This is a genomic window from Agromyces cerinus (assembly GCF_016907835.1).
In the GTDB taxonomy this organism is placed as follows: Bacteria; Actinomycetota; Actinomycetes; order Actinomycetales; family Microbacteriaceae; genus Agromyces; species Agromyces nitratus.
This window is the reverse complement of the sequence record NZ_JAFBCT010000001.1, coordinates 2,254,782-2,281,774: the sequence shown is the minus strand read 5'-3', so window position 1 is coordinate 2,281,774 and position 26,993 is coordinate 2,254,782. Positions and strand designations below refer to the sequence as shown.

Below are 26,993 nucleotides of genomic sequence, written 5' to 3'. Positions count from 1 at the left end.
ATGTCTCGCAAGCCCAGCAAACTCATCACCGCCGCGGTCGCCGCGGTCGCGTGCCTCCTGGCCCCCGTGGTCGTCGCGGGGCCGAGTCAAGCGGTCCCCGATATCGGGCGGGATCCCGCCGTGATCAGCGAGTGGAACGCGATCGCGGTCCGCACGATCGCCACGGAGAACGGCACACCGGTGCCGGCATCGCCGCTGTACTTCGCATTCGTGTCGATCGCGATGCACGACGCCGTCGCCACCATCGAGGGCGGGTTCGAGCCGTTCACCGAGCTCCCGCGAGCTCACGCGCATGCCTCGCCCGAGGTGGCGGCGGCGACGGCGGCTCACCACGTGTTGAAGCACTACTTCCCGAACTCGGGCGCGAACCTCGATGCCGACTACGCGGCGTTCCTCGCAGAAGTGCCGAAGGGAGTCGGCCTCGTGCACGGCACGCGCGTCGGTGAGGACGCGGCGGCAGCGATCATCGCGTTGCGCGCGGACGACGGGCGCGGAGATCCCCATCCGTTCCTCGCCCAACCCGACATCGGCGTCTGGCGGCCGACTCCCGATCTGCTCCTGCCGATGGCGGTGTCGTGGCTCGGCTTCGTCGACCCGCTCGTGATCGACTCGCCGACGCAGTTCGCGCCCGCCGGGCCCGATCCCGTCGAGTCGGACGCGTACGCCACGGACTTCACCGAGGTGAAGGAGAAGGGCGCGCTGAACGGGTCGACCCGCTCGGATGACGAGAGCGCGACAGCATTGTTCTGGACCGCGAATCCGGTGGCGCAGTACAACGCGGTGATGCGTGCTGAGACGGCGCAGCGCGGGTACGACATCGGCGAATCCGCTCGTGCATTCGCGCTGCTCGGCACCTCGATGGCCGACACGCAGATCACCTGCTGGCGGTCGAAGTTCGATGAGGCGTACTGGCGCCCGATCACCGCCATCCACGAGGCCGGCGCCGACGGGAATGATGCAACGATGGCGGACCCGATGTGGAAGGCCTTCCGCGAGACCCCGCCGTACCCCGACTACACGAGCGGGCACGCCTGTGTGACCGGCTCCGCGTCGGAGGTGTTCGGCCATCTGTTCGGCGCCGACACGATAGACATCGATGTTCCGTCGACCGTGCAGGGCCGTCCCGACCGGCACTTCGCGGCGACGAGCGACCTCGATGACGAGGCCATGAACGCGAGGATCTGGCTCGGCTTCCACTTCCGGAAGGCGATGACCGACGGGAACGCCCTCGGCCACAGCGTCGCCGGTCATGTGATCGACAGCGCGTTCGTCTCGACCGACTGATCGCAGCCACGCCGACGATCAGGTATCCAGGAGGCGCAGCGCTTCAGGCGGAGCCCGAGAACGACGGGCGACCGGGCCCGCGGTCGTCTACGGCTGGGCGGGCGACAGGGGCAGGAACGTCGGGTCGCTCGTGAACACGAGCATGCCGACGACCACCACGACGATGAACGCAGCGACGCCCGCGAGGAGCGGAACCCACCAGGCCAGCCGGCTGGCTCGCATGCGTGCGCGCGACCAGAGCAGGGCGCCGACCCACAGCGCGAGCTGCAACGCGATGCCGATGAAGATGAACACGGGCACCGCGGGGCCGGGAGTGAAGTCGGCCGGCCCGTCGACGCCGAGCATCGATGCCGAGAGCTTCGCCGATTCGAGCGCCGTCGCCGGCAGCTGGAACAGCGCCAGGCTGTTGTAGAGCGCGCCGAACACGCCGAAGATCAGCAGGGCGATCGTCCACATGCGATCGATCGGGTGCGCGCGGGCAGCGGCAGCACCCGAGGGAGCCGCCGGGGCAGCGGGAGCAAGGGCGGCGGCCGACTCGGCGTTCGCCGCGTCGGCGGCCGCTGCGCGCTCATCGACCGGCGGCGTCCACGTCCACCCTTCGGGGGCGTACTCGCCGTATTGCGGACGAGGCCGCTCGTCGTGCCGCGGCGACGGCGCGGCGGGCGGGGTCGCCCCTCCGTTCGTCGTTGCGGCGTCGCCCGACTGGTCGGGCGTTCGAGCGGCCTCGTGCTGCGACATCCGTGCCCTACGCGCTGATCGACTGCGCGGCGGAACCGAGCTGACGGGTCGACTCGCCGACGCGAACCGCCATGGCGGTCTCGGCGACCTTGCCCCAGGCACGCGGGTCGTACTGCTTCTTGTTGCCGACCGAGCCGTCGACCTTCAGCACGCCGTCGTAGTTCTGGAACATGTAGCCGGCGACGGCGCGCGTGTACGCGTACTGCGTGTCGGTGTCGATGTTCATCTTCACGACGCCGTTCGCGACGGCCTCCGCGATCTCGGCGTCGGTCGAGCCCGAGCCGCCGTGGAAGACGAGGTCGAGCGGCTTCGCCGCGGTGCCGTACTTGGCCTGCAGGCCGTCCTGGATCTCCTTCAGGAGCGCCGGACGCAGCTTCACGTTGCCGGGGGCGTAGACGCCGTGCACGTTGCCGAAGGTGAGGGCGGCCATGTAGCGGCCCTGCTCGCCGAAGCCGAGCGCCTCGACGGTCGCGATCGCGTCGTCGAGCGTCGTGTAGAGCGCGTCGTTCGAGCCCTCGTGCTGCACACCGTCCTCCTCGCCGCCGACGACGCCGATCTCGACCTCGAGAATGGCGTTGATCGCCTTCATGCGGGGGAGGATCTCTTTCGCGATCTCGAGGTTCTCGGTCAGCGGCACAGCCGAGCCGTCCCACATGTGGGACTGGAAGATCGGGTTGCGGCCGGCCTTGACCTCGGCCTCGGAGGCCTCGATGAGCGGGAACACGAAGTCGGCGAGGGCCGGCTTCGGGCAGTGGTCGGTGTGCAGCGCGACCGTGATCGGGTAGTTCTTGGCGACCTCGTGGGCGAAGCGCGCGAAGGCGAGCGCGCCGGTGGCACGGGCCTTCACGGTGTGGCCGGCGAAGTAGTCGGCGCCGCCGGTGGTGACCTGGATGATGCCGTCGGAGCCCGCCTCGGTCAGACCCTGCAGCACCGCGTTGAGCGTCTGCGAGGAGGAGACGTTGAACGCCGGGAACGCGAAGCCCTTGGCCTTCGCGGTGTCCAGCATCTCGGCGTACTGCTCGGGGGTGGCGATGGGCATGGTGCTCCTTCGGACGACAACGGGTTTGGCGTCGAGTCTACCGACTTGCCGAGGGGTGCTCAGGTGTCGGATGCCGCGGCGCCCGCAGCACGGCAGGATGGACGCGTGCCGACCGACCAGCTCCGCCTCGCCGAACTCGGCCTCGTCGACGGTTTCCGCCGCGCGACGGCGGTCGCCGCGGTCGCCGCATCGCCCCTCGTCGGCTCGGGCGACGGCCACGGCGTCGACGGGCTCGCGGTGCAGGCGCTGCGCGCAGCGCTCGGCGAACTCGACGTCGACGGGGTCGTCGTGGTCGGCGAGGGCGAGAAGGACGAAGCGCCGATGCTGTACGTCGGCGAGCGGTTCGGCCGCGCTGGCAGGGGTTCGCCCGTCATCGATCTCGCGGTCGATCCGGTCGACGGCACCCGGCTGGCGGCGGCCGGTGCACCCGGTGCGATGGCCGTGCTCGCGGTCGCGCCGCGCGGTGCCCTCGCCGCGCTCGGCGCCGCCCACTACCTCGAGAAGCACGTCACCTGGCTTCCGGATGCCCCGGCGGGCGCCCCTGTCGGCGAACTCGTCGCCCGCATCGCCGCGGCACGGGGCGTTGCCGCCTCCGAGGTGCGGGTCGCCGTGCAGGAGCGACCGAGGAACGAGGGATTCGTCGCCGAGGCGCGGGCGGCGGGGGCATCCGTCGAGCTCTTCGTGCACGGCGACGTGGAGCGCAGCCTCCGCGCGGCGGGCGGCGAAGCGGGGCTCGATCTCGTCTCGGGCATCGGCGGCGCCCCCGAGGGTGTGCTGACCGCTGCGGCGGTGCGGGCGCTCGGCGGCTCGATGTGGGCGCGACTCGCGCCGCAGTCGGCCGAGGAGCGGCAGCGCGTGCTCGCCGACGGTCTCGACCTCGGACGCGTCTGGTCGCTCGGAGAGCTCTGCGGAGCACCCGCATGGGTCTTCCTCAGCGCCGTGACCGAGTGTGCACCGGACGGCGGGGTGATGCCCGGCGTGCGAACGCGGCCGGACGGCCCCGCCATCGTGAGCACCTGGCACGCCGGGCCGGGCGTCGACGCCATGGTCGGCGAGGTGCGCGTGGCGTGAACGCCGGCTTAAGAATGCACATTCTTTCATCGCCGGCGACCCGAAAACAGGCGAGATCGGCGGGCGCGCTGCATAGGCTGGATGCATCGTTCCATGGCCGCCCCGACTGGCCGGCCGCACTAGCGTCCGGGAGGACCCTCGATGGTGAGCACCGACACGGCAAGCCTGTTCTTGCACCCCGACCGCAACATCGCACTCGAACTCGTGCGTGCCACGGAGGCTGCGGCGATCCGCTCGTACCCGTGGATCGGCAAGGGCGACAAGCTCGGGGCCGACGGCGCAGCGGTCGACGCGATGCGCGCATTCCTCGGCACGGTGGACTTCGAGGGCGTGGTCGTCATCGGCGAGGGCGAGAAGGACGCCGCGCCAATGCTCTTCAATGGCGAGCGCGTCGGCACCGGGCGCGGCCCGGCCTGCGACATCGCGGTCGACCCGATCGACGGCACCTCGCTCACGGCCGCCGGCCGTCACAACGCGCTCTCGGTCATCGCCGTCTCCGACCGCGGCACCATGCTCGACGCCTCCTCGGTCTTCTACATGGACAAGATCGTCACGGATGCCTCGGGCATCGGCGTCGTCGACATCCGGAAGCCGATCGGCGAGAACCTGCGCGCGCTCGCCGCGGCGAAGGGCAAGGACGTCAGCGAACTCCGCGTCGCGGTGCTGAACCGCGATCGCCACGAACAGCTCATCGCCGACATCCGCGAGGCCGGCGCCGGCACACGTCTGATGAGCGACGGCGACGTCGCCGGCGGCATCAACGCGGCCCGCTACGAGTCGCGCATCGACATGTGCGTCGGCATCGGCGGCAGCCCCGAGGGCATCACCACGGCATGCGCGATCAAGGCGCTCGGAGGCTTCATGCAGGGCGTGCTCGCGCCGAAGGACGACGCCGAGCGTGCGCGCGGTGAGGCCGCCGGCCTCGACTGCGAGCGGGTCTACGAGCTCGACGACCTCGTGCGCGGCGACAACACGTTCTTCGTCGCCACGGGCGTGACCGACGGCGAGCTGCTCGACGGCGTGCGCAAGAAGGGGCCGATCGTGCGCACCGAGTCGATCGTGCTGCGTGGCAAGTCGGGAACGATCCGCCGCATCGTGGCCGACCACCTCGTCGAGAAGTGGCTCGTCGACGACGTGCTGTGACGCCCGGGCGCGCGTGAGCATGTCGGTGGACGTTGCCATGATGAACTGGTGACCACTGCCGCTCGACTCCCGCGCGCCCTCCGACCATTCGGCTCGGGCCAGTACCGGCTGCTCACGGCGGCGCTCGCAGCGTCACTCCTGAGCGCCGGGGCGTGGATCGTCTCGGCCGTCTGGCAGGTCGTCGAGCTCGGCGGCACACCCGTCGACCTGTCGTTCGTGGCGGTCGGGTCGAGCCTCGGGCTCGTGCTCGCAGTGCTCTTCGGCGGTGTCGCCGCCGACCGCATCCCGCAGCGGCGCATCCTCCTCGCCGTCGAGGTCGTACGCGGTGCCGCGTTCTCGGTAGCCGCAGTGCTCGCCGCCACCGGGGTGATCGAGGTGTGGCACCTCGCCGTGCTCTCGTTCGTGCTCGGCCTCGCCGACGGCTTCTTCTACCCGGCCTATTCGGCCTGGCTGCCCGCCATCCTCCCGAACGAGCAGCTGCTCGCCGCCAACGGCATCGAGGGAGTGCTGCGGCCCTCGGTGATGAACGCCGCGGGCCCGGCGGTCGCGAGCGCCCTCATCGCCGTGCAGGGCCCGTGGCTCGCGTTCGCGGTGGTCGCGGGGTTGCAGGTGGTCGCAGCGGCAGTGCTCGGCGTGATGCGGACGACGCCCGTGCGACGGGTGCTCGACGGGCCGCCGGTGCACCCGGTTCGGCAGACGTTCATCGACCTGCGCGACGGGTTCGCGTACCTGTTGCAGACGCGATGGCTGCTCGCGACGCTCATCTTCTCGATCCTGCTGGTCTTCGTCATCATGGGCCCGATCGAGGTGCTGCTGCCCTTCGCCGTGAAAGACCAGACGGGCGGCGGGGCCGGCGCGTTCGCCCTCGCGCTGGCCGCGTTCGGCGTCGGCGGCGCGATCGGTTCGCTCGCCGTCGCGTCCATGCGACTGCCGCGGCGGTACCTGACGCTCATGATCCTGGCGTGGGGGTTCGGATGCCTCCCGCTCGCGATCATCGGCTTCACCTCGTGGCTCTGGGTGATGGTCGTCGCGCTCTTCATCTGCGGCGTGCTCTTCTCCGGGGCGAGCGTCGTGTGGGGCACGTTGCTGCAGCGGCGGGTGCCGCCTGCGATGCTCGGCCGGGTGTCGAGCCTCGACTTCTTCGTCTCGCTCGCACTCATGCCGATCTCGATGGCCGTCGCGGGCCCGGTGGGGGAGTGGATCGGCATCGCGCCGGCCTTCCTCATCGCGGGCATCGCGTCGCCGCTGCTCGCCATCGGCACCCTCGCGCTCGCCCGCCTCGGACAAGACGAGCTGGCGCATCCGCTCGATGCGATGGTCGACGCCGAACCGGTGACCGGTGCGGAGGCCGCCGCAGGATTCGAGCCTCCCGTCGACGAGGAACATGATCGCGAGGTCGGCGCGCGCGCCGATCCCGAGCCCGGCTAGACCCGATGCGGGGTCGACGTCGACCGCGTGGCGTGCGAGTCTGGAACCGAGGTGCGCTCGCGCACAAGTGGCGCACCCGTCGGTGAGAGGGGGATCACGATGGTCACGGTTCGAGATGCGTTCCCGGGGTTCAGCGTCGATGACGTCGAGGCGGCTCGTGAGTTCTACGGCACGAGACTCGGGCTGCCCGTTGACGACGAACCCGGCGCCGGGGCGCTGCGCGTGACGCTGCCATCGGGTCAGGGCGTCTTCATCTACCCGAAGCCGAACCACGAACCGGCGAGCTTCACGATCCTGAACCTCGTGGTCGACGACATCGACCGCGCCGTCGACGAGCTGAACGCGGCAGGCGTGGTCACGAAGATCTACACCGCCCCCGACGACTTCGGTACCGATGAGCGCGGCATCGCGCACGGCTCTGCGACCGGGCAGGGACCCGACATCGCCTGGTTCACCGACCCGGCGGGCAACGTGCTGAGCGTGCTCACTGCTTGACGGCGCAGCGCCTGACGGCCCGCCGCTGCGCGGGCTCAGCCGGCGACGGGCCGGTCGGTGATCGTCTGCCGCAGGGCACCGCGGAGTTCGGCGCCGATCGCCGTCATGCGCTCGAGCACGGCGTCGCGCAGGTCGACCTCATCGCTCCAGTTCGCCAGCACGGCCCAGGCCAGTCCGCCGTCGCCGCCGTCGACGTCGCACACGCCGATGTCGATGCGGGCGGTGCTGATGGTGCCCGTCTTGTTGCGCAGTACGAAGCCGTTGTCGGGTTCGGTGTGCGCGAGGGGGTCGACGCCGAACGGAGCTGCGACCATCGACTGGTCGGTGTTGAGGGCGAGCCATCCGAGCACGCGGGCCGAGACCGCCGGTGACACGATGCGCCCCCGAGCGAGGTCGGCCATCAGGCGCACGAGTTCGGCGGCGTTGCCGCGCGAGAGGGTCGGCGGATGCTGCGGCCCGCGGTCTTCGCGCACCCGGTCGAGCAATGCCGATGCGGTGAAGCCGAGCGATCGGCCGGTGTCGCCGATGCGGTCGATGCCGAGGCGCCGCACGAGCACGTTGGTGGCGAGGTTGTCGCTCACGGCGCCGATCAGGGCGCAGGCATCGCGAATGCTCAGTGCTCCGAGGTCGAGCACGTGCCAGAGTCCGGAATCGGCGACGAGGTCTTCGGGCAGCCGTTGCACCGGCTCGTCGAGGTCGAGCTCACCGGTCTCCGCCTGGCGCGCCGCCTCGATGAGCAGGAAGACCTTGCCCACGCTCGCAGTCTTGAGCACGCGATCGGCGTCGTGCGACCACAGCACTTCACCGGTGGCTGCGTCGGCGACCGCGGCCGACCACTCGACCGTGGTCAGGTCCGCTGCACCGGCCGTGATCGCCTCGTCGAGCCCCTGCACGTTCCACTGCTGCGCCATCGAGGCTCCTCACGTCGTTGCGGCATGCTGGTGAAACGATACCCAACCGCCTGTTACGCACCGTATCATCGAGCAACGTCTTCGCGCACTGCACTCCGAGATGGCAGTGTTGATGCTGTGCAGACGGGGCCGGTTCATCCTCGAGCTGTCGGTTGGATCGATGCCATGTGAAACGTAAGATGCTCGCTACTCGAAGGTAGGAACTCCGCTTGACCGCCTCTGAACTCGGTCCGCTCACCCCCGGCGCCCGCGTCGCCATCGTCGCCCCGAGCGGGCCGCCGCCGTCGGAACTGCTCGCCCGCTCGCTCGAGTTGCTCGACGGGTGGGGACTCGAGCCCGTCGTGTTCCCGAGCGCGACGGCGACGCATCCGCGAGCACGGTACCTCGCCGGGCCGGATGCGCAGCGTGCGGCAGATCTCCAGTCCGCCTGGTGCGATACGACCATCGACGCCGTGTTCTGCGCTCGCGGCGGGTACGGCTCCGTACGGATGATCGACCTGCTCGACCGCGATGCGCTCGCCGCCGCCGCGCCGCCGAAGCCGCTGTACGGCAGCTCGGACGTGACGGGCATCCACGAGTACTGGCTCGAGCGACTCGGGCTGGCGACCTGGTTCACGCCGATGACGGCGACCGCGGCGCTGCTCGACGATGCAGCGGCCATCGAGAGCCTGCGGCGTGCCGTCTTCGAGCCTGTCGGGGGTCGGCGCTTCACCGCGCCGACGGCCGAGACGCTCGTTGCGGGCGAGGCGACGGGCCGGATCATCGGCGGCAACCTCAGCCTGCTCGCCATGACCCTCGGGGCGCACGGCCTGCCGGTCGCGGATCACACCGGATGCATCGCACTGCTCGAAGACGTCGAAGAGGAGCCGTACCGTCTCGACGGCATGCTGACCTCGCTCCTCAGGGCGGGCTGGTTCGACGGCGTCACCGGCATAGCCCTCGGGAGCTGGCAGGGCTGCGGCGACCTCGGCGAGGTGCGCGCGCTCGCCGAAGAGCTGCTCGCTCCGCTCGGGGTTCCGCTCGTGTGGGAGCTCGGCTTCGGCCATGGGCCGCACGCCTCGAGCATCCCGCTCGGGGTGCGCGGGACGCTGGTGGCAGGCTCCGAACCCGAACTCGTGATCGAGGCGTGACCCGCTGACGCGATGAATGTCCCCAGTCCGGGGCTTCGCAGGGGTGTCGCTCTTGGTGGTGCACCCCTCGACCGGGCACGATTGCATCGGAAAGGGTGACATGCCGTCAGATGATCTCGGGAGTCCGCACGAACGATACGACGCGCGGGTGCAGCGGCGCTCTGCGCTGCTGCTGAAGCGTCGCATCGTCGAGCAGGAGCGCGAGCACTTCCTCGCCGCCCTCGACTGGGCTCACGACGAGGCCGCCTTCGAGCGCATCGCGGCTGCGATCGTGGCCTCGCGTCGACGCTTCATCCTCGGCGCGGCGAAGTCGTTCACCTACGCCTCGCTGCTCGCGATGGACCTGAGTGCGGGGCTCGCCAACGTGTCGCTCATCGACGGCACCATCGTGCGGCCGCTCGACGTGCTGAGCGACGTGCGCTCGACCGACGTGCTCGTCGCGATCTCGCTCTCGCGGTACCGCAAGTACACGGTCGACATCGCCCGCCGGTTCGCCGAGGCGGGCGGAACGGTGATCGTCATCACCGACTCCGCCGATGCGCCGCTCGCCGACGTGGCGCAGGAGCTGCTCATCGTCGACACCGAGAGCGCCTCGTTCGCCAACTCGCCGACGTCGGTCGCGCTCGTCATCCACCTGCTCGTCACGTTGACGACCGCCAGTGCGAAGGGCGCCGGTCGCCGGCTGCAGGAACGCGACCGGCTGAGCGAGAGCCTCGACCTGTACTACGACTGAGGCGACATCGACCTCGCGGCCGTGTCAGTCAGCGTCGCTCGTCGCCTCGAGCTGGCGACGCAATTCGGGGTCGAGGTCGGCGCTGCTGGTCGAGACGAGTTCGTACGCCGTGAGCTCGCGCGGCGCCTCTTCGATGCCCGTGAGCGGCGCGAGCACCTTCGACTCGTCGAGTGCGCCGAGCTTGCGGGCGGTCGGCAGCACCTGACGCTCGAGGGAGCCGACGAAGGCGTTGTAGTCCTTCACACTGCGCTCGATGGTGCGGCCGAGCTTCTCGATGTGGCTCGCCGTGGTCGAGAGGCGGGAGTAGAGCTCGCGGCTGAGGTCGAACAGGGTCTTCGCCTCGTTCGTGAGCACGTCTTGCTGCCACGAGAAGGCGACGGTCTTCAGCACGGACCACAGCGTCACGGGCGAGGCGAGAGCGACCCGCTTCGAGAACGCGAACTCCATGATCGTGGGGTCGGCCTCCATGGCCGCGGAGACGAGGGACTCGCTCGGGATGAACGCGATGACGAGCTCGGGGGAGGCGTCGAGGCCGTTCCAGTAGCCCTTCGTGCCGAGCGCCGTGACGTGGGCGCGCACCGCGGCGACGTGCTGCTTCATGAACTCGGCGCGTCGTGCGCCCTCGGCTCCCGTCGCGGTGGCGGGGATCTGGCTGGCTTCGAGGTAGGCGTTGAACGGCACCTTCGCGTCGACGGCGATCGACTTGCCGCCGGGCAGCCGCACGACCATGTCCGGGCGGCCGTGGCCGGAGTCGCTCGTGATGCTCGACTGCACGTCGAAGTCGACCCGTTCGATGAGGCCGGCAGCCTCGACGACGCTGCGCAGCTGCGTCTCGCCCCAAACTCCGCGGGTGCTGTTGGAGCGAAGGGCCGATGCAAGGGACTCCGCCGTGGAACGCAGGCGCTCTTCGGACTCGGCGGCGGACTTCAGCTGCTGGGTCAGCTCGCCGTGCTGGAGCGTGCGCTGGCTCTCGAGCTGCGTGACCTTCGACTGCATCTCGGTGAGCGACTGCTTCACCGGGGCGAGCGCCTGGAGGACCTTGCTCTCTGCGGCGTCGCGCGCCTCGCGGGCCTGCACCTCGGCGCGCTGCCGCTCGACGAGCTCACGGTACTGCTGCTGAGCGGAGAGGATCTGCTCGCGGAGCGCCTCTGCCGTGGCCTGCGTCGAGGCGAGCTCTTCGCGGAGCACCGCCTTCGCGGCCTCTTCGCCGACGCGCACCTCGGCGAGCCGGGCCTGCATGAGGGCCTCGACGAGCGCCGGGTCTTCGGCGACGGGGGCCCCGGCTGCGGCCTGTGCGGCACGGCGCTGCAGCACGAGCGCGGCAACGAGGGCGCCGAGCGCGATGCCGACGATGAGGCCGATGACGAGGGCGAAGATGTCCATGTCCACAGTGTCGCAGGGGCCGCAGACATCGCCCGGCTCCGGTCCCGGCGGGCCGTTACTGCAGTGGGAGCCGGCGGGCCGCTACTGCAGCGCCATCGGGCCGTGCGCCGCACGGTCGTCGCGCGTGGCGACTGGCCCGATCGCTCCGACCTTCACGCGCGTGATGTGCGCGAGCCGGTCGAGGTCGTCGACCTCGTGACGGGCAGCGGAGTGCACGATGATCGCGGCGCACGCCTCGGCATCGGCGAGCGCGTCGTGGTGCGAGAAGCCCTCGAAGCCGGCGGCCATCGCCGCGACCGGCAGCCGGTACGACTCGAGGTGGTACGTGCGCCGGGCGACCTGCAGGCTGCAGAGGTAGCGGAAGTCGGGCACCTCGAGGCCGAGTGCGGTCGAGGTCTTGGCGATGACGCCCATGTCGAAGCCCGCGTTGTGGGCGACGAGCATGTCGTCGCCCGCGAACTCGCGCAGCGCCGGCAGGTGCACCGACCAGTCGTCGGCGTTCGCCACCATCTCGGGCGTGATGCCGTGGATGCGCACGTTCCACTCCGAGAACTCGTTGTGCGGGAACGGCGGACGGATGTACCGGTGCTCGCGCTCGACGACCCGGCCGTCTCTCACCTTCACCAGCCCGACCGAGCAGGCGGAGGCGCCAGAGGAGTTGGCGGTTTCGAAGTCGATCGCGGTGAAGTCCACTGGCACACTGGCATCGTCGCATGCCGCGCCGACACCGCTCGCCACCCGCGCCGCGAACCGCGAGGTTGACGGATGCCCCGGGCTGGGCGTGGAATGGCGGTGACCCGGGTCGGCCGGGGCGACGTGAGGAGAGCAATCGCGATGAACGATCGACCCGAGGCCCCGACGTCCCGCGAGCACGGACTCGTCGTCGACCCCTCCGACCCCGCGACGCTCGAGAGTGCGCGATCCTTCGGCGCCGCGGCATCCGTCTACCATCAGGCCCGGCCCGGCTACCCGGCCGAGGCGATCGCCTGGCTGATCGGCGACGCGACCCGCGTGCTCGACCTCGGGGCGGGCACCGGCAAGCTCACCGAGGCGCTCGTGGCCCTCGACCGCGAGGTGATCGCGGTCGACCCCGTCGAGGAGATGCTCGAGGAGCTCGAGGTCGCCGTGCCCGGGGTGCCGCGCCTCCTCGGCACCGCCGAGGACATCCCGATCGAGGATGCCGCGGTCGACGCCGTCGTCGCAGGGCAGGCCTGGCACTGGTTCCAGCCCGAACGGGCGATCCCCGAGATCGCGCGCGTGCTGCGCCCGGGCGGCGTGCTCGGACTCGTCTGGAACAGCCGGGATACGCGGGTCGACTGGCTCCGCGAGGCCGGCGAGATCATGCACGAGCGGCACGATGCGAGTGCCACGTTCGAGAGCTACGTCAACGTCGGGCCGCCGTTCGGCGAGATCGCCGAGCACACGGTCGAGTGGGGTGCGCGGATGTCGCGGGAGGGGTTCCTCGATCTCGTGCGCTCGCGCAGCTACTTCATCACCGCGACGCCTGAAGAGCAGCACGCGACCATCACCGCGCTCGAAACGCTGCTCACGACGCATCCCGACCTCGCCGGCGCGGAGGAGATCGTCGTGCCGTACGTGACGCGCTGCTTCCGCACCTCGCTCACCGACTGATCGATCGAGCCGGCGCGACGGACCGGCCGGAGCCGCCCGAGCGAGCCCGTATCCTGACCTGATGCATCGCGGACGGGCGTACCTGGCACTCGCGCTCGCCAACCTCTTCTGGGCGGGCAACTACGTCTTCGGCGAGATGGTCACCGCCGAGATCACGCCGATCTCGCTCACGTTCTGGCGTTGGGTGTTCGCTGCGATCCCGCTGCTCGTGCTCGCCTGGGCGATCGAACGGCCCGACTGGCGGTCAGCCGCGCACGAGTGGCCGCTGCACCTGCTGCAGTCGGTGCTCGGCCTCACGGGTTACACGCTCTTCCTCTACAGCGCCCTGGGGCTCACCGGCGCGGTGAACGCCTCGGTCATCTCGGCGATCAATCCGGCGACGATCGCGCTCGCCGCGGCCATCTTCCTGCACCAACGGCTCCGTGGCCTGCAGATCGTCGGCCTCGTCGTCGCGTTTGCAGGCGTGACGCTCGTGCTCACGGGCGGCGATGTGCTGGCCGTGCTCGAGCAGGGGTTCCGCGTCGGGGATCTGCTCGTCGTGGCATCCGTCATCGCCTGGACCGCCTACTCGATCGTCGCCCGGCGACTGCACACCCCGCCCATCACGGCCACCGCCGTGCAGGCCGTGCTCGCGGTCGTGACCATGCTGCCTTTCGTCGCCGTCATCGGGGTCACCCTGCCGACCACCGCGGGCAGCATCGCGGGCCTCGTGTACATCGTGATCTTCCCGTCGATGCTCGGCTACGCCCTCTGGAACCTCGGCTCGGGCGCCGTCGGCCCGGCCCGCGCCGGCATCTTCCTGAACCTGCTGCCGGTCTTCACGGTGCTCATCGCCGTGGTGCTCGGGCAGTCGCTCGAGCCGGTGGCGATGGCGGGCGGTGTGCTCGTGCTGCTCGGCGTGTACCTGACCCTCAGGATCGGGCGGGCGAAGCGAGCGGATGCCGCGACCGACCTGTCGGCGCCGTAGACGCGTGCCGGTACGATAGACCCCCGTGGCTCTCACTATCGGCATCGTCGGCCTGCCCAACGTCGGCAAGTCCACCCTCTTCAACGCCCTCACCAAGAATCAGGTGCTCGCGGCGAACTACCCGTTCGCGACGATCGAGCCCAACGTGGGCGTGGTGAACCTGCCCGATCCGCGGCTCGAGACCCTCGCCGGCATCTTCGGCTCCGAGCGAATCCTGCCCGCCGCGGTGTCGTTCGTCGATATCGCCGGCATCGTGCGCGGCGCCTCGGAAGGTGAGGGGCTCGGCAACAAGTTCCTCGCCAACATCCGCGAGGCCGACGCGATCGCGCAGGTCGTGCGCGGCTTCGAGGACTCCGACGTCGTGCACGTCGAGGGCACCGTCGACCCCAAAGCCGACATGGAGACCATCAACACCGAGCTGATCCTCGCCGACCTCGAGACGCTCGAGCGCGCCATCCCGCGCTTCGAGAAGGAGATCAAGGGCAAGAAGCTCGACCCGTCGGTGCTCGAAGCCGCGAAGGCCGCCCAGGAGGAGCTGCAGCGGGGCACGCCGCTCTCCGCGGCATCCGTCGACCTGACCCCCGTCAAGGAGCTCGGCCTGCTGACGGCCAAGCCCTTCATCTACGTGTTCAACGTCGACGAGACGGTGCTGACCGACGACGCGAAGAAGGCGGAGCTCGCCGCGCTCGTCGCGCCCGCCGAGGCCGTGTTCCTCGACGCGAAGATCGAGTCGGAGCTCATCGACCTCGACCCCGCAGATGCCGCGGAGCTGCTCGCCTCGACCGGTCAGGAGGAGTCGGGCCTCGACCAGCTCGCCCGCATCGGCTTCGACACGCTCGGCCTGCAGACCTACTTGACGGCGGGCCCCAAGGAATCGCGCGCCTGGACGATCCGCAAGGGTGACAAGGCGCCGCAGGCGGCGGGCGTCATCCACACCGACTTCGAGCGCGGCTTCATCAAGGCCGAGGTCATCTCGTTCGCCGACCTCGTCGAGACCGGTTCGGTCGCCGAGGCCCGGGCGAAGGGCAAGGCCCGCATGGAGGGCAAGGACTACGTCATGCAGGACGGCGACGTCGTGGAGTTCCGCTTCAACGTATGAGCGACTCGCTTCCGATCTGTCCTGAGTGCTCGAGCGAGCACACCTACGAGATGGGTGCCCTGCTCGTGTGCCCGATGTGCGCGCACGAGTGGGCTGCCGAAGAGGCAGCAGCGGATGCCGCGGAGTCCGGCCCGCGCGTCATCACGGATGCCGTCGGCAATGTGCTCGCCGACGGCGACACCGTCACCGTGATCAAGGACCTGAAGGTCAAGGGCTCGTCGACCGTCATCAAGGTGGGCACGAAGGTGCGCGGCATCCGGCTCATCGACGGTGTCGGCGACCACGACATCGACTGCAAGGTCGACGGCATCGGCCCGACGCAGCTGAAGTCGAGCGTCGTCAAGAAGGCCTGACCGGTCGGCAGCGGGCCGCTAGATTGACTGCATGACCAGACCCGGAGCGTCCTTCGAGAGCCCGAAGTACGTCCCGAATGAACTGCTCGGTCGACTCCTCGGCCGTCGCCTGAACGCGGTCGTGTTCTCGATGGACTACGTCATGCTCTGGTTCGACGGTGACGTGGGTGGCGACGATGTGGCAGGCGGCAACGTGGTGCTCAATTGCGACGTGTACCCGGTGGCGGAGCACCGAGGACAGGTTTACGCCGAACCTGATCTGGGCTACGGAGACGCGCTGCGCGCACTCATCCCGCAAGAGGTCTCGAGCACGGTCGAACAAACGGGCGCCGGTATCGTCATTTCGTTTCAGACAGGCCGAATCACGATCCGTCCGGCGTTCGACGAGTTGGTGGGACCCGAAATCGCGATGCTGAGCGGGTTTGCGGACGGGGCGTGGATGGTCTGGCGGCCCGGCGACGAGCCGTTCGAGGATCTGGCCGGTGCCTGACGATCGCAGGAATGGTCTCCCCGAAAGTTGCAGTCGTTCTGCAGGAAGGCGTTTCGTTGTTGGAACTCGATACCCCCGCGGCTGTCCGGAGCGCGTTCGCGCTAGCTGGCTACCACGGCCCGCTCGAGGTCCTCATTCCTGGCGACGATGACGAGAGACTGTTCGTCGTGCCGACCGAAGATCTCGCAGGCTTCGGCGAACAGGCGCACCACCTGGGGCACGTCCTCACGGAACTCCTGCATCTGAAGGTCGCCATCGTTCCGGCACACGTTGCGCACGATCTGGTGCCGTTCACCGCACCGAGTTACGAGAGCAGTGGGCCGGGGGAAGCCGTGTTGTCCGGTGGCCAGATCGCCGCCGTTCGCGCTGCTTTCCTACTTGCCGGATTCAATGGCGAGTTGCGGACCTTGCCCGTCGAGTCCGACGACGAGCGGATCTTCGTGATCGATTCGAACGACCTGCGCTCGATGGGCGATGCATACTCGCTCGAGCAGGTCGTTTCGGTCCTCTTGAACCGCAGGGTGCTCGTTACCGACGATTTGGGCGCTGCAAGCGTGGTGTTCGAATGATGCAAACTCGACGCGCGGTCCCGCGTCGAGGGCTACGATCGTGGCACCATGCGCACGCGGAAACTCCGAACCATCGCTCGGCGTTGGTGGCGCTCCGACGGCGGTGATCGGGACTGGGATCGAGTCGAATTCATCCTCGAACAGCGTCACGACCTCGTGCCAGGGCTGATCAACGCGCTTGCCTTCACGGCGCCGGAAGGCGAACTCAGCCAACTGGGGCCATCGATCATCGAACAGTTGGAGCTCCTTCGAGTTCACAGTTTGAGGCGCTCGCATCCGTCGAGGACAATGCAGTTGTTGCGGGAAGCACGGCTCGCGCGGGAGCAGCAGGACGAGATTCTGAGCGGCGCGTACCCCGAATACCTCGAACGGATGAACGCGCAGTGAATCCGATACACGCTGCGCAGCGCTCGTCAGACACAACGAGATCTTCATCCGAGAACGTGATCACGAGGCGCAGCTTCGTGAAGCCGTACCCAGTTCTCAACCGAGCTCCTGCGCGAGTCCGATGAGGATGCCTTCCGGCCCGCGCACGTAGCAGAGCCGGTACACGCCTTCGTACTCGACGACTTCGGTGCTGATGAGTTCCGCGCCGTGCTCACGCAAGCGGGAGAGCGTCTCGTCGAGGTCGTCGACGGCGAACATCACGCGCAGGTAGCCCAGCGCATTCACCGGGGCGTTGCGGTGGTCGGCGACGACGGATGGCTCGATGAAGCGCGAGAGCTCGATACGGCTGTGGCCGTCGGGCGTGCGCAGCATCGCGATCTCGACCCGCTGATTCCCGAGGCCGGTGACGCGTCCGGCCCACTCGCCCTCGACGACGGTCTGCCCTTCGAGTTCGAGTCCGACCTCGCGGAAGAACGCGATCGCCGCGGCGAGATCCTCGACGACGATGCCGACGTTGTCCATCTTCACGGTCATGGCGCCACCCTACCGAGACGAACGCACGGCGGCGTGCTGCGCCGTGGCGTCCGGTCGGCGCTTCCTGCGAGGATGGCCTCGTGACCCTGCCGACCCCGATCCTGCACACCGAGCGACTGCGACTCCGTCCGTTCACCGCCGACGACGGCGACGCCCTCTTCGAACTGCAGAGCGACGCCGACGTGCTTCGCTATTGGGACTCTCCGCCGTGGGTCGACCGGGCCTCGGTCGCGCGCTTCATGGAGGGATCCAGCCGGATGGCGGAGGAGGGGAGTGGCGCGCGCGTGGCGATCGAACGCGGCAGCGATCGGGCGTTCATCGGCTGGTGCACCTTCAACAGCTGGAACCCCGACTTTCGAAGCGCCTCCCTCGGGTACTGCTTCACCCGGGCGGCATGGGGACACGGCTACGCGACGGAGGCGGCGCGCGCCATGCTCGGCTGGGCGTTCGACGCACTCGACCTCAATCGGGTGCAGTCCGAAACCGATACCCGCAACCTGGCGTCGGCCCGAGTGCTCGAGAAACTCGGGTTCATTCGCGAGGGGACGCTGCGCGAGGACTGCATCGTCAACGGCGATGTGTCCGACTCCTGGGTGTACGGACTGCTGAGGCGTGACTGGGTGCGCTGAACGCGTCACCACGGCGTCCGACATGGGATGGCGCAGCGCGCCGTCGTCAGCGTCCCTGACGCTTCTTGTACGGCTTCGGCTTGCCCTTCACGATGGGGGCGCGGCCCTTGCCCTTCGAAGCCTTCGCCTTGCCGCCGGCCTTCACCACCGGCTTCTCGGCGGGCGCAGGCGCAGCGGCGATCTCGGCCCTGGCCTCGTCGAGGAGGAGGACTCCGACCTTGGTCAGCTGAGTCTCGCCCTGCCGGGTGAAGAGCGGGTGCCCGACCTCGGCTTCGAGCTTCTCGATCGACGAGTAGAGCGAGGCGAGCGGGATGCCGAGGGCGTCTGCGGCACGGGGGAAGTGCAGCTCCTCGGCGACTGCGACGAATCGTCGAAGCAGGATGATGTTCACGGGGAGCCTCTCGTCGGCCCGCGCGAATCGCGGTCCGTCTTCAGATTACGTGAGTCGGCGCTCCAGGGCGCGTGGCTGGCGAGCCCGGTGCCATACTCGATGCGCGCCCTGCGCCCCTGAACCCTGCCGACAGAGACGAGTCGCCCCTGATGATCACCGTGCACCTGCGCTACGAGATCGATGCCGACAAGATCGCGGAATTCCGCGAGTACGGCGAGCGATGGATCCGCCTCGTCAACCGGCTCGGCGGGGTGCACCACGGGTACTTCCTCCCGAGCGAGGGCGACAGCGACGAGGCGTTCGCGCTGTTCACCTTCCCGTCGCTCGCCGATTACGAGCAGTACCGGCTGGCCGCCACCGACGATCCCGAATGCATCGAGGCGTACGAGTTCGCCGTCGAGACGAAGTGCATCCGGCGATACGAGCGGCGGTTCCTCTCGCCGGTCTTCGACTGAGAGCACCTCTGCCCCACCGACATCCGTTCGCGACCTCGTCGGTATCGATTCGATCTCGGTGCGTGTCGCGCTCTGCAACCTGCGGTCTCCGGGTCAGGGCGCACCCTAGGCTGATCGCGAGTTGATCGAGTCCCTGCGCTCGTCCTCGCACAGCCCCCGACAACACATCCGCGCGTGCCGCGTCGATGGTCGTCGTCGTGCGCTGACCGAGGCCCGGAGGGGGGCCGGTGGCCAAGATGCTTGGCTGCCACTGACAAGGAGAACGATGAAGAAACTGAGTGTTGCATTCGCGGGGTTGGCCATTGCGGCTCTTGCACTGACCGGATGCACGTCGAGTCCGGCCGACCGGGCCGTCAAGGTGACGCCCTCGGCTGAGGCGGAGCCGTCGGAGGCACCCGAGGCCGCGCCCGCGGATGCCGCCTTCGACGGCGGCGCCGACGCGGCGCCGGGTTCCACGGTTCCCGCCGGCACCTGGGGGAACATCCCGTACCTCGACTACGACGACAACGAGTCGGTGCTGTCGCACCACCTGAAGAGCGTCGACAAGGCGGCCCAGGCCGACGTCGACACCCTCGTCGCCGAGATCCCCGAGCTCAAGGGCATGGACGTCTACTTCGCGAACGTCGAGTCCCGCTACGTGAGCGGCGACCTGCAGCCGTTCACCCAGCCGAGCGACTTCGACGTGGTCGACGCCAACGGCGACCGGGTGCAGAGCCTCATCCTGGTCGGCTTCGACGCCTGCCCGAGCGATTCGTTCGGTGACGAGGACGAGGTCAAGACCCAGGTGATCACCAACTGCTACGCCGCTGCCGTCGCACCGGGCGGCAACGTGCCGGCCGGCGTGAAGTGGTCGCAGTACGAGACGCCCACCGAAGAGGAGCCCGTGCTCTTCGTCGTCAAGTAGTCGCGTTCGAAGCCCCGATCTCCGCTGCGTGCACCGCGGCGGAGGTCGGGGCTTCCTCGTGCCCGAAGCGACCCTCGGCTACGCGGTTCCCTCGTTGCAGGTGATGTCGACGAACCACGAGGAGGCGTAGTCGTCGTCGCCGTACACGACCGGCGTCGGCTCGCCGGCGACCACGTCGAAGTAGCGAAGGGTCTGCACGTAGTCCGCCGTCTCCTGCTCCATCGTCCTCGCGAAGCCGACCGAGACGATCATGATGCTGCAGTCGCTCTCGGGGACGACGCCGGCCGTCCAGCATCCCTGCTCGTGCTCGGCGGAGCACAGGTCGGCGTACCGCCCGTCGGAGTAGTACTCGATCGCGGCTGGGAACGTGAAGCCCATCTCCGATGCGGAGTACCGCTCGACGGTCTCCGAATCCGTGCCCGCATCGAACTGCGGCTCGGCGAGTTCGGTCACGCGTTGGGTGAGCGCCGAGACCCCGAAGGCGAGCGCGACGACCAGCCCGACGACGATCGCCGTACCGCCCGCGACGATCCCGACGATCCAGCCCGTCGAGAGGCCGCGTCGGGGAACGGGCGGCGTCGGGTTCGCGACGCCGAACGCGGCGCTCTCGGCCAGTAGGGTCGCTCGAGCCTGCTGCAGGGTCGTCGCCCATGATTCGGCCGCGTGCCGGCTCTCGGCATCGGGATACCGTGAGGGATGCCGCGCCCACGCTTCGGCGCGATACGCCGATTCGATGTGCTCCGGGGCGAGCGCGCGCACCGGGTCGAGGTTCAGTGCGGCACGGGCGGCGATGGTTTCCACGACGAGATCATATGGTGCCGTGGGCGCGATCGATGACTCGATCTTCGAAGGGATCAGGCGACGTGCCGTGCCGGGGTGTCGTGCCCGTCGCTGAGCACCCGGCTGACGGCCTCGGGTGCGGCCGTGAATCGCCCTGCCGTGCCGTCGTCGGCGAGGTAGTGAACGCGGATGCCGCGGCCGACGCGTGCGAGCTTCGTGACCTCGTAGTTGCCGCCGGAGACGCTGACGAGCGTGTCACCCACGGCGAGGTGCCGGGTCTCTCGCAGTTCGATCGTCGTCATAGTGAGAGTGTCTCAGCACCCACCGACATCCGCGCGCAACCGTAGGTGCCGTCGGCGGCCTTGTCAACCCGTTGTCGACCGGGTGGCACCCTGCCTACCGTGGAGGAGCCGACGCACTGAACAGGTGCGCCGGCGGCATCGATTCCCGAGGAGGACGCCATGAGCGCCAAGGACGACATCGGCAACACCGCTGAACGAATGACCGGAAAGGTCAAGGAGGGCATCGGCAAGATGACCGACAACGAGCGACTCGAAGCCGAGGGCAAGGCCGACCAGGTCAAGGCGGATGCCAAGAAGGCCGCCGACAAGGTCAAGGACGCGTTCGACGACGCTGGGAAGTAGCCCGGCGGCTCATCCGCCCACGACTGAACCGGAGGACATGACATGAGCATCGGCCTCGGCATTCTGCTCGTGGCGATCGGCGCGGTACTCACCTTCGCGCTGAACGTCACCGTCGACTGGATCGACCTCGATCTCGTCGGCTACATCCTGATGATCGCGGGGGCGGTCGTCATCATCTTCGGTCTCGTCTTCATGATGCGACGTCGTCGGAGCATCTCCACGACGAGCACGACCACCGATCCGGTGGCGGGCCAACGCGTCACGCGGACCGAAGACCAGGCCCCACCTCCCGAGGTGTAGGGCCTGCAGGGGAGCGGGTGCCGCGCCGGGGGGCGCGGCACCCGCGCACCGGGGTCGAGGGGCTATCACCGTGGCGACCCCGTGTGCGATGCTGGCGGCATGCCCGAGTCGCCGGAGGTGGAGGCGCTCGTCGAAGATCTCGGCACTCGTCTGACGGGCCGCGAGATCACCGACGTCGACGTCGTGGAGTTCCGTGCAGCCAAGACACGCAGTCGGCCGCCCTCCTCGCTCCGCGGCGAACGCGTGAGTGGCGCGGCCCGACACGGCAAGCACGTCGACCTCGCGGTCGGCGACGCCCAGCACCTCGTGGTCTCACTCGGTCGGCACGGCTGGGCGCGGTACGCCAACGGCGAGGCGGATGCATCCGTCGCCGACGCGCCGCCCACGCTCGTCGTGTTCACCTTCGACGACGGAACGGTCGTCGAGTTGACGGATGCCGGTGACTGGGTGTCGCTCGGCTGCTTCGTTGTCGACGACCCGAAGGAGGTGCCGGCGGTCGCGAAGCTCGGACCCGACCCGGCCGACCCCGGGTTCACGCGCGAGGACTTCGACCGCGTCGTCGCCGGGCGCCGCAAACAGGTGAAGGCCGTGCTGCAGGAGCAGGAGTCGCTCGCCGGCATCGGCAACGCCTATTCCGACGAGATCCTGCATCTCGCGAAGATCTCGCCGGTGGCGCACGCTGCAGCGCTGACCGAGGGCGAGCTCGATCGCCTCTTCGAAGCCACGGTCGGCACCGTCAGGGGTGCGATCGACCGGCAGCGGGGCGTGCCGATCGACCAGCTCAAGGCCGCGAAGGTCGCGTCGATGCGGGTGCACGGCCGGGCCGGCGAGACATGCCCGGTCTGCGGCGACACCGTGCTCGACTTCTCGTTCGCGAGCACGACCGCGCAGTACTGCCCGACCTGCCAGACCGGCGGAGAGCACCTGCCGCTGCGCGCCGCGGAATAGTTTCGCGCGGGGCCGTGCAAGACTCGCGGCTGACGCGACATATACCCGGTGTGAGGATCGCCAGCACCGCAGCACGCGCCGACGCAGCCGAGGAGGTGGCGATGCCCGAGCCCGCAGACGCGGCCGCGACGAACGCGGACACGGCATGGTTCACCGACGTCGTCCGCGAGCACTCGACCGCCCTCGTTCGCTACTTCGCCCGTCGGGGCCCGCGCCAGGACGCGGAGGACCTCGCCGCAGACGTCTTCGCGACCGCCTGGCGTCGCCGCGACGACGTGCCGCGCGACGCGGTGCTGCCCTGGCTCTACCGCACCGCGGGATTCACGCTCGCGAACGGTCGTCGCAAGCACGTCGACCTGCCCGTCGAAGCGGTGCCCGAGACCGGGAGCGCGCGCATCGAGCACGACCCCGAACTCAGCGCGCTCTTCGACGCGGAGCTGCGCGGCGCGCTCGAGAGCGTCGGCGAACGCGACCGGCGCATCCTGCTCCTGCACGCGTGGGAGGGGCTCGACGGCAACGAACTCGCGGAGGCGCTCGGCATCTCGCGTTCCGGAGCCGATGCCGCGCTCTCACGCGCCCGCAAGCGCCTGCGTGAGGCCTGGGGCGAGCGCATGTCGTTCTAGCCCGGTTCCGAGCGTCGATGCAAGGTTCCTCCCCCTCGGGACATATCCCCAAGTGAACCGCACGCACGAAGGGTGTTCGACATGAACGACGACAACGATCTCGACCCGGTCGCACGACTGCGCGGCGCCGACCCCGCAGCAGGCGTCGAGCCCCGCCCCGGATTCGCCGATGACGTCATCGCCCGAGCGACGGCGGAGTCGGCCGATGCGACCGCAACTGCCGGAGTCGCGGCCGCGACCGCAGCCGCGACGGGCGATCCGGCCGACGTCGCCGATCTCGAGGTGGAGCGCGCCCGGCGTCGCCCGCGCTGGCTCGTCGTCGCGGCGGTCGCCGCCTCGGTCGCGATCGTCGGCGGGGCCGGGTTCGGCATCGGCACGATGACAGCCGGATCGACCGAACTCGCCGCCGCTCCGATCTCACTGCAGATGGGCGATGCGCAAGGCGGTGCAGCGCAAGACGGCGCAACGCAGGAGTCCGCAGCATTCGATGCCGCCGGTCGCAAGATGGCCGGGTCGAGCGCCAACGACATGATGATGCCCTACGGCTACGGTCGCAACACGTTCAGCGCCTCCGGACTCTCGACCGCCGGCGGCACGGCCGCCGCATTCGCCTACGATGCGCGAGCCTCATCGAACACCGAGACCGTCGCCGCGCTCGCCGCAGCGCTCGGAATCGAGGGCACCCCGGAGGTGAAGGACGGAAGCTGGACCGTCGGCCCGCAGGACGGTTCGGGCCCGGCGCTCTACGTCGGTCTCGACGGCACGCTCGGCTTCTCGTACTTCGACCCGTCGATCGACCCCTGGAAGTGCGAGCCGATGCAAGTCGAGCCGGCCGCTCCCGACGGCGCGGTCGTTCCCGAGATGCCCACGTGCGAGCCGCCCGTCGCCGACCTGCCGAGCGAGGCCGACGCGATCGACGCGCTCCGGTCGCTCATCACCTCGGTCGGGCGTGACGCCGACGCATTCGAGTACACCTCCGAGATGTGGGAGGGTGCGGTGACGCGGACGGCGCAGGCCTGGCCGGTCGTCGACGGTCAGCGCATCGACCAGGCATGGTCGCTCGAGCTCACGAAGGCGGGAATCGTCAGCGCTTCCGGCGCCCTCGCCGACCTCGTGACGATCGGAGACTACGACGTCGTCAGCGAGCAGGAGGGCTTCGAGCGGCTCTCCGACATGCGGTTCGGTGCGCAGATGACGGCAATGCGATTCGATGGGGCCGACGCGCCTGTCGACTTCCCTGCCGAGGAATGGGTGCCTCCGACCGAGCCGCCGGCCACCCCCGCAGAGGGAAGCTCCGTCTCGTGGCCCGTGAACGACGTGCAGATCGTCAGCGCACGCCTCGGGCTCTCGAGCCAGTGGCAACCCGATGGCAGCGTGCTCGTGGTTCCGGCATACGAGTTCACCGACGCCGACGGCGGCACGTGGTCGGTCATCGCCGTCACCGACTCGAAGCTGGACTTCGCGACGGAATGACTCAGGTCCCGGTGGCTCAGTCGGGTGAACCGAGTGGGCCGGTGCCCGTGCCGCCGGGCACCGTGGTGACGTCGACGAGCTCCTCGCGTCCGCTCCCGCCCGAGATGTCGAGGGTGAGCACGGGGCCGATGCCGGTGGCGTAGAGCTTCAGCTCCGCGACATCCGGTTCGAGCGCGTTCGTGTCGCGAGTGAGCAGGGCGCTGTCGAATATGCCGTAGGGCACCTCGACGAGCTCCTCGACGCTCAGCACCGCGCCGTTGTCCTCGGCGATGCCGGCGGAGTACTCCTGCCGGTACTCCATGCCGGGCGCGGGGTGGGCGGGCAGCGCGATGCCCGGCAGGGCGCCGTCGACGCCGGCCTCGAAGGATCCCTCGCGCGAGACGATCTCTCCGTGCTCGAACTCCGCGGTGTCCTCGCCGAGGTACCAGATCGCGCCCGAAGCATCCTGGGCGTACCAGTCGAAGGTGTCTTCCACGATCTCGCCGCCGCGGGAGACGGTGTCGCGCACGACCCGCGCCTCGATGCCGTTCGCGATGAGCTTCGTCTCGCTCGTCACGGTGACGTCGACGGTGAGTTCGCCGCCGTCGGGGTCGAGTTCGACGTACGACCATCGGGTGCCCGGCTCCATCGGCCAGTAGGGGTTGTCGATCTCGGTCGTGAAGTCGGCAGGGTCGAGCGAGACGGGGTCATCGCCCTGCGGAAGGTCGGCACCGCTCGCTTCCGGGGGCGCTCCTCCCACGCACGCGGTCAGGATGAGCGCGCCTGCTGCGATGAGGGCGAGGACCAAGGCCCTGCGGCTTCGGATGCTGGACATGACGTGCCTCGATTCGAACGGTCGCGACGCCGTTCACCTCTCACGATGCACCCGCAGGAGCCACGCCGCATCATTCGATTCCCGTCGAGTCGGGTGCGGCTGTCGGCGGCCGGGTGCAGGATGTCGGTGTGCCCGAGCTTCCCGAAGTGCAGGCGCTCGCCGCATTCCTCGACGAGCGGGCGGCGGGCCACGCCTTCGCCTCCCTTCGGGTCGCGGCGATCTCGGCGCTGAAGACCTTCGATCCGCCGCTCTCGGCGCTCGAGGGGCAGCGCATCGAGCGCGTGCGACGCCACGGCAAGTTCGTCGACCTCGACACGGGCGGGCCGCACCTCGTCTTCCATCTCGCGCGGGCCGGCTGGCTGCGCTGGTACGACGAGGTGCCGTCGACACCCGTGAAGCCGGGCCGTTCGCCGCTCGCGCTGCGCGTGCGGCTCGACGACGGCTCGGGCTTCGACCTGACCGAGGCCGGCACCAAGAAGTCGCTCGCCGTGTACGTCGTACGCGACCCCGTCGAGGTGCCGGGCATCGCGCGGCTCGGGCCCGACCCCACGGCTCCCGACTTCACCCTCGCCGACTTCGCCGCCGTGCTCGACGGCCGCCGAACGCAGATCAAGGGGGTGCTGCGCGACCAGTCGGTGTTCGCCGGCATCGGCAACGCGTACTCCGACGAGATCCTGCACGCCGCGAAGATGTCGCCCTATGCGCTCGCCGCGAAGCTCGCGCCCGAGCAGGTCGAGACGCTCTACACCGCGATGCGCGAGACCCTCGCCGAGGCGGTTGCCGTGGCATCCGGTCGCCCGCCCGCCGAGCTCAAGGACGCCAAGCGTCGCGGCATGCGCGTGCACGGGCGCACCGGGCAGACCTGCGAGGTGTGCGGCGACACGATCCGCCAGGTCATCTTCGCCGACTCGACGTTCCAGTACTGCCCGGGTTGCCAGACGGGCGGCAAGCCGCTCGCGGATCGGGTGCTCTCCCGACTCGTGAAGTAGTGGTCTCGCCTGCTAAGCAGGAGGGTATGACGACGCCAGACGTGCAATGGCCGCGCCCAGCCGGGCCGTTGGTCCTCCGCGAGCCCTCGAACACCGATCTCGACAAGGTCCTCGAGTGGCGCAACAGCCCCGAGGTCACCCGATGGCTGCTGCGTACCGAGGTCGAGCCCGAGGCGTTCCGCAAGGCCTGGCTCGACGACGACGACCCGTACGATCATTCCGTCGTCGCCGTCCTCGGCGACGAGGTGATCGGCACCGGCGCGCTCTGGATCACCGACGCCATGGGGCAGTCGCACGTCGATGACGGCCCATGGCGCCGATCCGAGGCGGGCCTCGGGTACCTGCTCGATCCGGCCCACGCGGGCAACGGCTACGCCACCGAGATCGCCCGCGCGCTGCTCGACCTCGCCTTCGGGGAACTCGGCGTGCACCGGGTCACGGCCGGATGCTTCGCCGACAACATCGCCTCGTGGCGCATCATGGAGAAGCTCGGCATGCGGCGCGAGCAGCACGGCGTGCGCGACTCCTGGCACGCGGAGCTCGGCTGGATCGACGGCTACACGTACGCGATGCTCGCCGAGGAGTGGCGAGCGGCTCGCTGACCCGACCCGACCGTTCGCCGAGCGACTCGGGTTCGCGCGAGCATTCCTCGAAGCT

The 26,993-nt window shown here is 69.5% G+C and carries 34 protein-coding genes; 24 read left to right on the top strand and 10 right to left on the bottom strand.

Annotation, left to right across the window (positions count from 1 at the left end):
• A complete protein-coding gene (locus JOE59_RS10560; protein ID WP_204460378.1) occupies window positions 1–1,284 on the top strand; it encodes a vanadium-dependent haloperoxidase in 1,284 nt (427 codons plus the stop codon).
• Window positions 1,285–1,371: 87 nt separating this feature from the next.
• Here JOE59_RS10560 and JOE59_RS10555 read toward each other — a convergent pair whose 3' ends face one another.
• Both JOE59_RS10555 and fbaA read right to left on the bottom strand, forming a co-directional pair.
• On the bottom strand, window positions 1,372–2,022 hold the full coding sequence (locus JOE59_RS10555; protein WP_204460377.1) for a DUF6264 family protein: 651 nt from the start codon (window positions 2,020–2,022) through the stop codon (window positions 1,372–1,374).
• 7 nt (window positions 2,023–2,029) lie between these two features.
• Window positions 2,030–3,061, bottom strand: coding sequence for a class II fructose-bisphosphate aldolase (gene fbaA / locus JOE59_RS10550; protein WP_074261482.1), 1,032 nt, complete (start codon window positions 3,059–3,061; stop codon window positions 2,030–2,032).
• A gap of 105 nt (window positions 3,062–3,166) precedes the next feature.
• Between fbaA and JOE59_RS10545 the strand changes: the two genes are divergently transcribed.
• From JOE59_RS10545 to JOE59_RS10530, 4 genes are all read left to right on the top strand, one after another.
• The gene (locus tag JOE59_RS10545; protein WP_204460376.1) at window positions 3,167–4,132 is read left to right on the top strand and encodes a fructose-bisphosphatase class II; all 966 of its coding nucleotides are present in this window, start codon (window positions 3,167–3,169) and stop codon (window positions 4,130–4,132) included.
• Window positions 4,133–4,273: 141 nt separating this feature from the next.
• Complete coding sequence (gene glpX, locus JOE59_RS10540; protein WP_204460375.1) at window positions 4,274–5,275, top strand: class II fructose-bisphosphatase; 1,002 nt, start codon at window positions 4,274–4,276, stop codon at window positions 5,273–5,275.
• Between the two features lie 48 nt (window positions 5,276–5,323).
• Window positions 5,324–6,703 (top strand): MFS transporter, encoded by a 1,380-nt coding sequence (locus tag JOE59_RS10535; protein WP_204460374.1) that lies wholly within the window; start codon window positions 5,324–5,326, stop codon window positions 6,701–6,703.
• Between the two features lie 99 nt (window positions 6,704–6,802).
• Window positions 6,803–7,198, top strand: coding sequence for a VOC family protein (locus JOE59_RS10530; protein WP_204460371.1), 396 nt, complete (start codon window positions 6,803–6,805; stop codon window positions 7,196–7,198).
• 35 nt (window positions 7,199–7,233) lie between these two features.
• On the opposite strand, the gene JOE59_RS10525 is transcribed toward JOE59_RS10530, so the two are convergent.
• The gene (locus JOE59_RS10525) at window positions 7,234–8,109 is read right to left on the bottom strand and encodes a serine hydrolase (protein ID WP_204460369.1); all 876 of its coding nucleotides are present in this window, start codon (window positions 8,107–8,109) and stop codon (window positions 7,234–7,236) included.
• A 209-nt stretch (window positions 8,110–8,318) separates the two neighbouring features.
• Between JOE59_RS10525 and JOE59_RS10520 the strand changes: the two genes are divergently transcribed.
• Both JOE59_RS10520 and JOE59_RS10515 read left to right on the top strand, forming a co-directional pair.
• Complete coding sequence (locus tag JOE59_RS10520; protein ID WP_204460366.1) at window positions 8,319–9,239, top strand: S66 peptidase family protein; 921 nt, start codon at window positions 8,319–8,321, stop codon at window positions 9,237–9,239.
• Window positions 9,240–9,339: 100 nt separating this feature from the next.
• Complete coding sequence (locus JOE59_RS10515) at window positions 9,340–9,972, top strand: MurR/RpiR family transcriptional regulator (protein WP_204460364.1); 633 nt, start codon at window positions 9,340–9,342, stop codon at window positions 9,970–9,972.
• Between the two features lie 24 nt (window positions 9,973–9,996).
• On the opposite strand, the gene JOE59_RS10510 is transcribed toward JOE59_RS10515, so the two are convergent.
• Together JOE59_RS10510 and JOE59_RS10505 are read right to left on the bottom strand one after the other, a co-directional pair.
• Window positions 9,997–11,355, bottom strand: a complete 1,359-nt coding sequence (locus tag JOE59_RS10510; protein WP_204460362.1) for a DNA recombination protein RmuC — start codon at window positions 11,353–11,355, stop codon at window positions 9,997–9,999.
• An 81-nt stretch (window positions 11,356–11,436) separates the two neighbouring features.
• On the bottom strand, window positions 11,437–12,054 hold the full coding sequence (locus tag JOE59_RS10505; protein ID WP_074261473.1) for a 3'-5' exonuclease: 618 nt from the start codon (window positions 12,052–12,054) through the stop codon (window positions 11,437–11,439).
• Window positions 12,055–12,189: 135 nt separating this feature from the next.
• Between JOE59_RS10505 and JOE59_RS10500 the strand changes: the two genes are divergently transcribed.
• From JOE59_RS10500 to JOE59_RS10470, 7 genes are all read left to right on the top strand, one after another.
• Window positions 12,190–12,987, top strand: coding sequence for a class I SAM-dependent methyltransferase (locus JOE59_RS10500; protein WP_204460360.1), 798 nt, complete (start codon window positions 12,190–12,192; stop codon window positions 12,985–12,987).
• 61 nt (window positions 12,988–13,048) lie between these two features.
• Window positions 13,049–13,954 carry a DMT family transporter gene (locus tag JOE59_RS10495; RefSeq protein WP_204460358.1) on the top strand — a complete coding sequence of 302 codons (906 nt, stop codon included), beginning with the start codon at window positions 13,049–13,051 and terminating at the stop codon, window positions 13,952–13,954.
• A gap of 25 nt (window positions 13,955–13,979) precedes the next feature.
• The gene (gene ychF, locus JOE59_RS10490; protein ID WP_204460355.1) at window positions 13,980–15,053 is read left to right on the top strand and encodes a redox-regulated ATPase YchF; all 1,074 of its coding nucleotides are present in this window, start codon (window positions 13,980–13,982) and stop codon (window positions 15,051–15,053) included.
• The gene (locus JOE59_RS10485; RefSeq protein WP_204460353.1) at window positions 15,050–15,406 is read left to right on the top strand and encodes a zinc ribbon domain-containing protein YjdM; all 357 of its coding nucleotides are present in this window, start codon (window positions 15,050–15,052) and stop codon (window positions 15,404–15,406) included. Before ychF ends, JOE59_RS10485 begins: the two co-directional genes overlap by 4 nt.
• 31 nt (window positions 15,407–15,437) lie before the next feature.
• Window positions 15,438–15,896 (top strand): hypothetical protein, encoded by a 459-nt coding sequence (locus JOE59_RS10480; protein ID WP_204460351.1) that lies wholly within the window; start codon window positions 15,438–15,440, stop codon window positions 15,894–15,896.
• A gap of 11 nt (window positions 15,897–15,907) precedes the next feature.
• On the top strand, window positions 15,908–16,465 hold the full coding sequence (locus JOE59_RS10475; protein WP_204460348.1) for a hypothetical protein: 558 nt from the start codon (window positions 15,908–15,910) through the stop codon (window positions 16,463–16,465).
• Window positions 16,466–16,513: 48 nt separating this feature from the next.
• Complete coding sequence (locus JOE59_RS10470; RefSeq protein ID WP_204460346.1) at window positions 16,514–16,852, top strand: hypothetical protein; 339 nt, start codon at window positions 16,514–16,516, stop codon at window positions 16,850–16,852.
• A gap of 96 nt (window positions 16,853–16,948) precedes the next feature.
• Here JOE59_RS10470 and JOE59_RS10465 read toward each other — a convergent pair whose 3' ends face one another.
• Window positions 16,949–17,386 carry a VOC family protein gene (locus JOE59_RS10465; RefSeq protein WP_204460344.1) on the bottom strand — a complete coding sequence of 146 codons (438 nt, stop codon included), beginning with the start codon at window positions 17,384–17,386 and terminating at the stop codon, window positions 16,949–16,951.
• Window positions 17,387–17,466: 80 nt separating this feature from the next.
• Between JOE59_RS10465 and JOE59_RS10460 the strand changes: the two genes are divergently transcribed.
• A complete protein-coding gene (locus tag JOE59_RS10460; RefSeq protein WP_204460341.1) occupies window positions 17,467–18,015 on the top strand; it encodes a GNAT family N-acetyltransferase in 549 nt (182 codons plus the stop codon).
• A gap of 46 nt (window positions 18,016–18,061) precedes the next feature.
• On the opposite strand, the gene JOE59_RS10455 is transcribed toward JOE59_RS10460, so the two are convergent.
• Complete coding sequence (locus tag JOE59_RS10455) at window positions 18,062–18,406, bottom strand: LysR family transcriptional regulator (protein ID WP_204460339.1); 345 nt, start codon at window positions 18,404–18,406, stop codon at window positions 18,062–18,064.
• A 149-nt stretch (window positions 18,407–18,555) separates the two neighbouring features.
• Here JOE59_RS10455 and JOE59_RS10450 point away from each other — a divergent pair, with 149 nt between their 5' ends.
• Both JOE59_RS10450 and JOE59_RS10445 read left to right on the top strand, forming a co-directional pair.
• Window positions 18,556–18,861 carry an NIPSNAP family protein gene (locus tag JOE59_RS10450; RefSeq protein ID WP_204460336.1) on the top strand — a complete coding sequence of 102 codons (306 nt, stop codon included), beginning with the start codon at window positions 18,556–18,558 and terminating at the stop codon, window positions 18,859–18,861.
• Between the two features lie 265 nt (window positions 18,862–19,126).
• Window positions 19,127–19,765 (top strand): hypothetical protein, encoded by a 639-nt coding sequence (locus tag JOE59_RS10445; protein ID WP_204460334.1) that lies wholly within the window; start codon window positions 19,127–19,129, stop codon window positions 19,763–19,765.
• Between the two features lie 78 nt (window positions 19,766–19,843).
• Here JOE59_RS10445 and JOE59_RS10440 read toward each other — a convergent pair whose 3' ends face one another.
• Together JOE59_RS10440 and JOE59_RS10435 are read right to left on the bottom strand one after the other, a co-directional pair.
• A complete protein-coding gene (locus tag JOE59_RS10440) occupies window positions 19,844–20,566 on the bottom strand; it encodes a hypothetical protein (protein ID WP_204460331.1) in 723 nt (240 codons plus the stop codon).
• 53 nt (window positions 20,567–20,619) lie between these two features.
• Window positions 20,620–20,847: a hypothetical protein gene (locus JOE59_RS10435; protein WP_204460329.1), complete on the bottom strand. Its 228-nt coding sequence runs from the start codon at window positions 20,845–20,847 to the stop codon at window positions 20,620–20,622.
• 159 nt (window positions 20,848–21,006) lie between these two features.
• On the opposite strand from JOE59_RS10435, the gene JOE59_RS10430 reads away from it, so the two are divergent.
• The 5 genes from JOE59_RS10430 (at window position 21,007) to JOE59_RS10410 (ending at window position 24,533) form a co-directional block, all read left to right on the top strand.
• Window positions 21,007–21,189, top strand: coding sequence for a CsbD family protein (locus tag JOE59_RS10430; protein ID WP_204460328.1), 183 nt, complete (start codon window positions 21,007–21,009; stop codon window positions 21,187–21,189).
• A 42-nt stretch (window positions 21,190–21,231) separates the two neighbouring features.
• The gene (locus JOE59_RS10425) at window positions 21,232–21,489 is read left to right on the top strand and encodes a DUF6458 family protein (RefSeq protein WP_179552559.1); all 258 of its coding nucleotides are present in this window, start codon (window positions 21,232–21,234) and stop codon (window positions 21,487–21,489) included.
• Between the two features lie 99 nt (window positions 21,490–21,588).
• Window positions 21,589–22,437: a DNA-formamidopyrimidine glycosylase family protein gene (locus JOE59_RS10420; protein WP_204460327.1), complete on the top strand. Its 849-nt coding sequence runs from the start codon at window positions 21,589–21,591 to the stop codon at window positions 22,435–22,437.
• Between the two features lie 101 nt (window positions 22,438–22,538).
• A complete protein-coding gene (locus JOE59_RS10415; RefSeq protein ID WP_204460326.1) occupies window positions 22,539–23,060 on the top strand; it encodes an RNA polymerase sigma factor in 522 nt (173 codons plus the stop codon).
• Window positions 23,061–23,141: 81 nt separating this feature from the next.
• Window positions 23,142–24,533 (top strand): hypothetical protein, encoded by a 1,392-nt coding sequence (locus tag JOE59_RS10410; RefSeq protein ID WP_204460325.1) that lies wholly within the window; start codon window positions 23,142–23,144, stop codon window positions 24,531–24,533.
• Window positions 24,534–24,549: 16 nt separating this feature from the next.
• On the opposite strand, the gene JOE59_RS10405 is transcribed toward JOE59_RS10410, so the two are convergent.
• Window positions 24,550–25,347, bottom strand: coding sequence for a hypothetical protein (locus tag JOE59_RS10405; protein WP_204460324.1), 798 nt, complete (start codon window positions 25,345–25,347; stop codon window positions 24,550–24,552).
• 128 nt (window positions 25,348–25,475) lie between these two features.
• Here JOE59_RS10405 and JOE59_RS10400 point away from each other — a divergent pair, with 128 nt between their 5' ends.
• Entirely contained in the window at window positions 25,476–26,336 is an 861-nt protein-coding gene (locus JOE59_RS10400; RefSeq protein WP_204460321.1) for an Fpg/Nei family DNA glycosylase, read from the top strand.
• Window positions 26,337–26,362: 26 nt separating this feature from the next.
• The gene (locus JOE59_RS10395) at window positions 26,363–26,938 is read left to right on the top strand and encodes a GNAT family N-acetyltransferase (RefSeq protein WP_204460319.1); all 576 of its coding nucleotides are present in this window, start codon (window positions 26,363–26,365) and stop codon (window positions 26,936–26,938) included.
• Window positions 26,939–26,993: the final 55 nt, after the last annotated feature.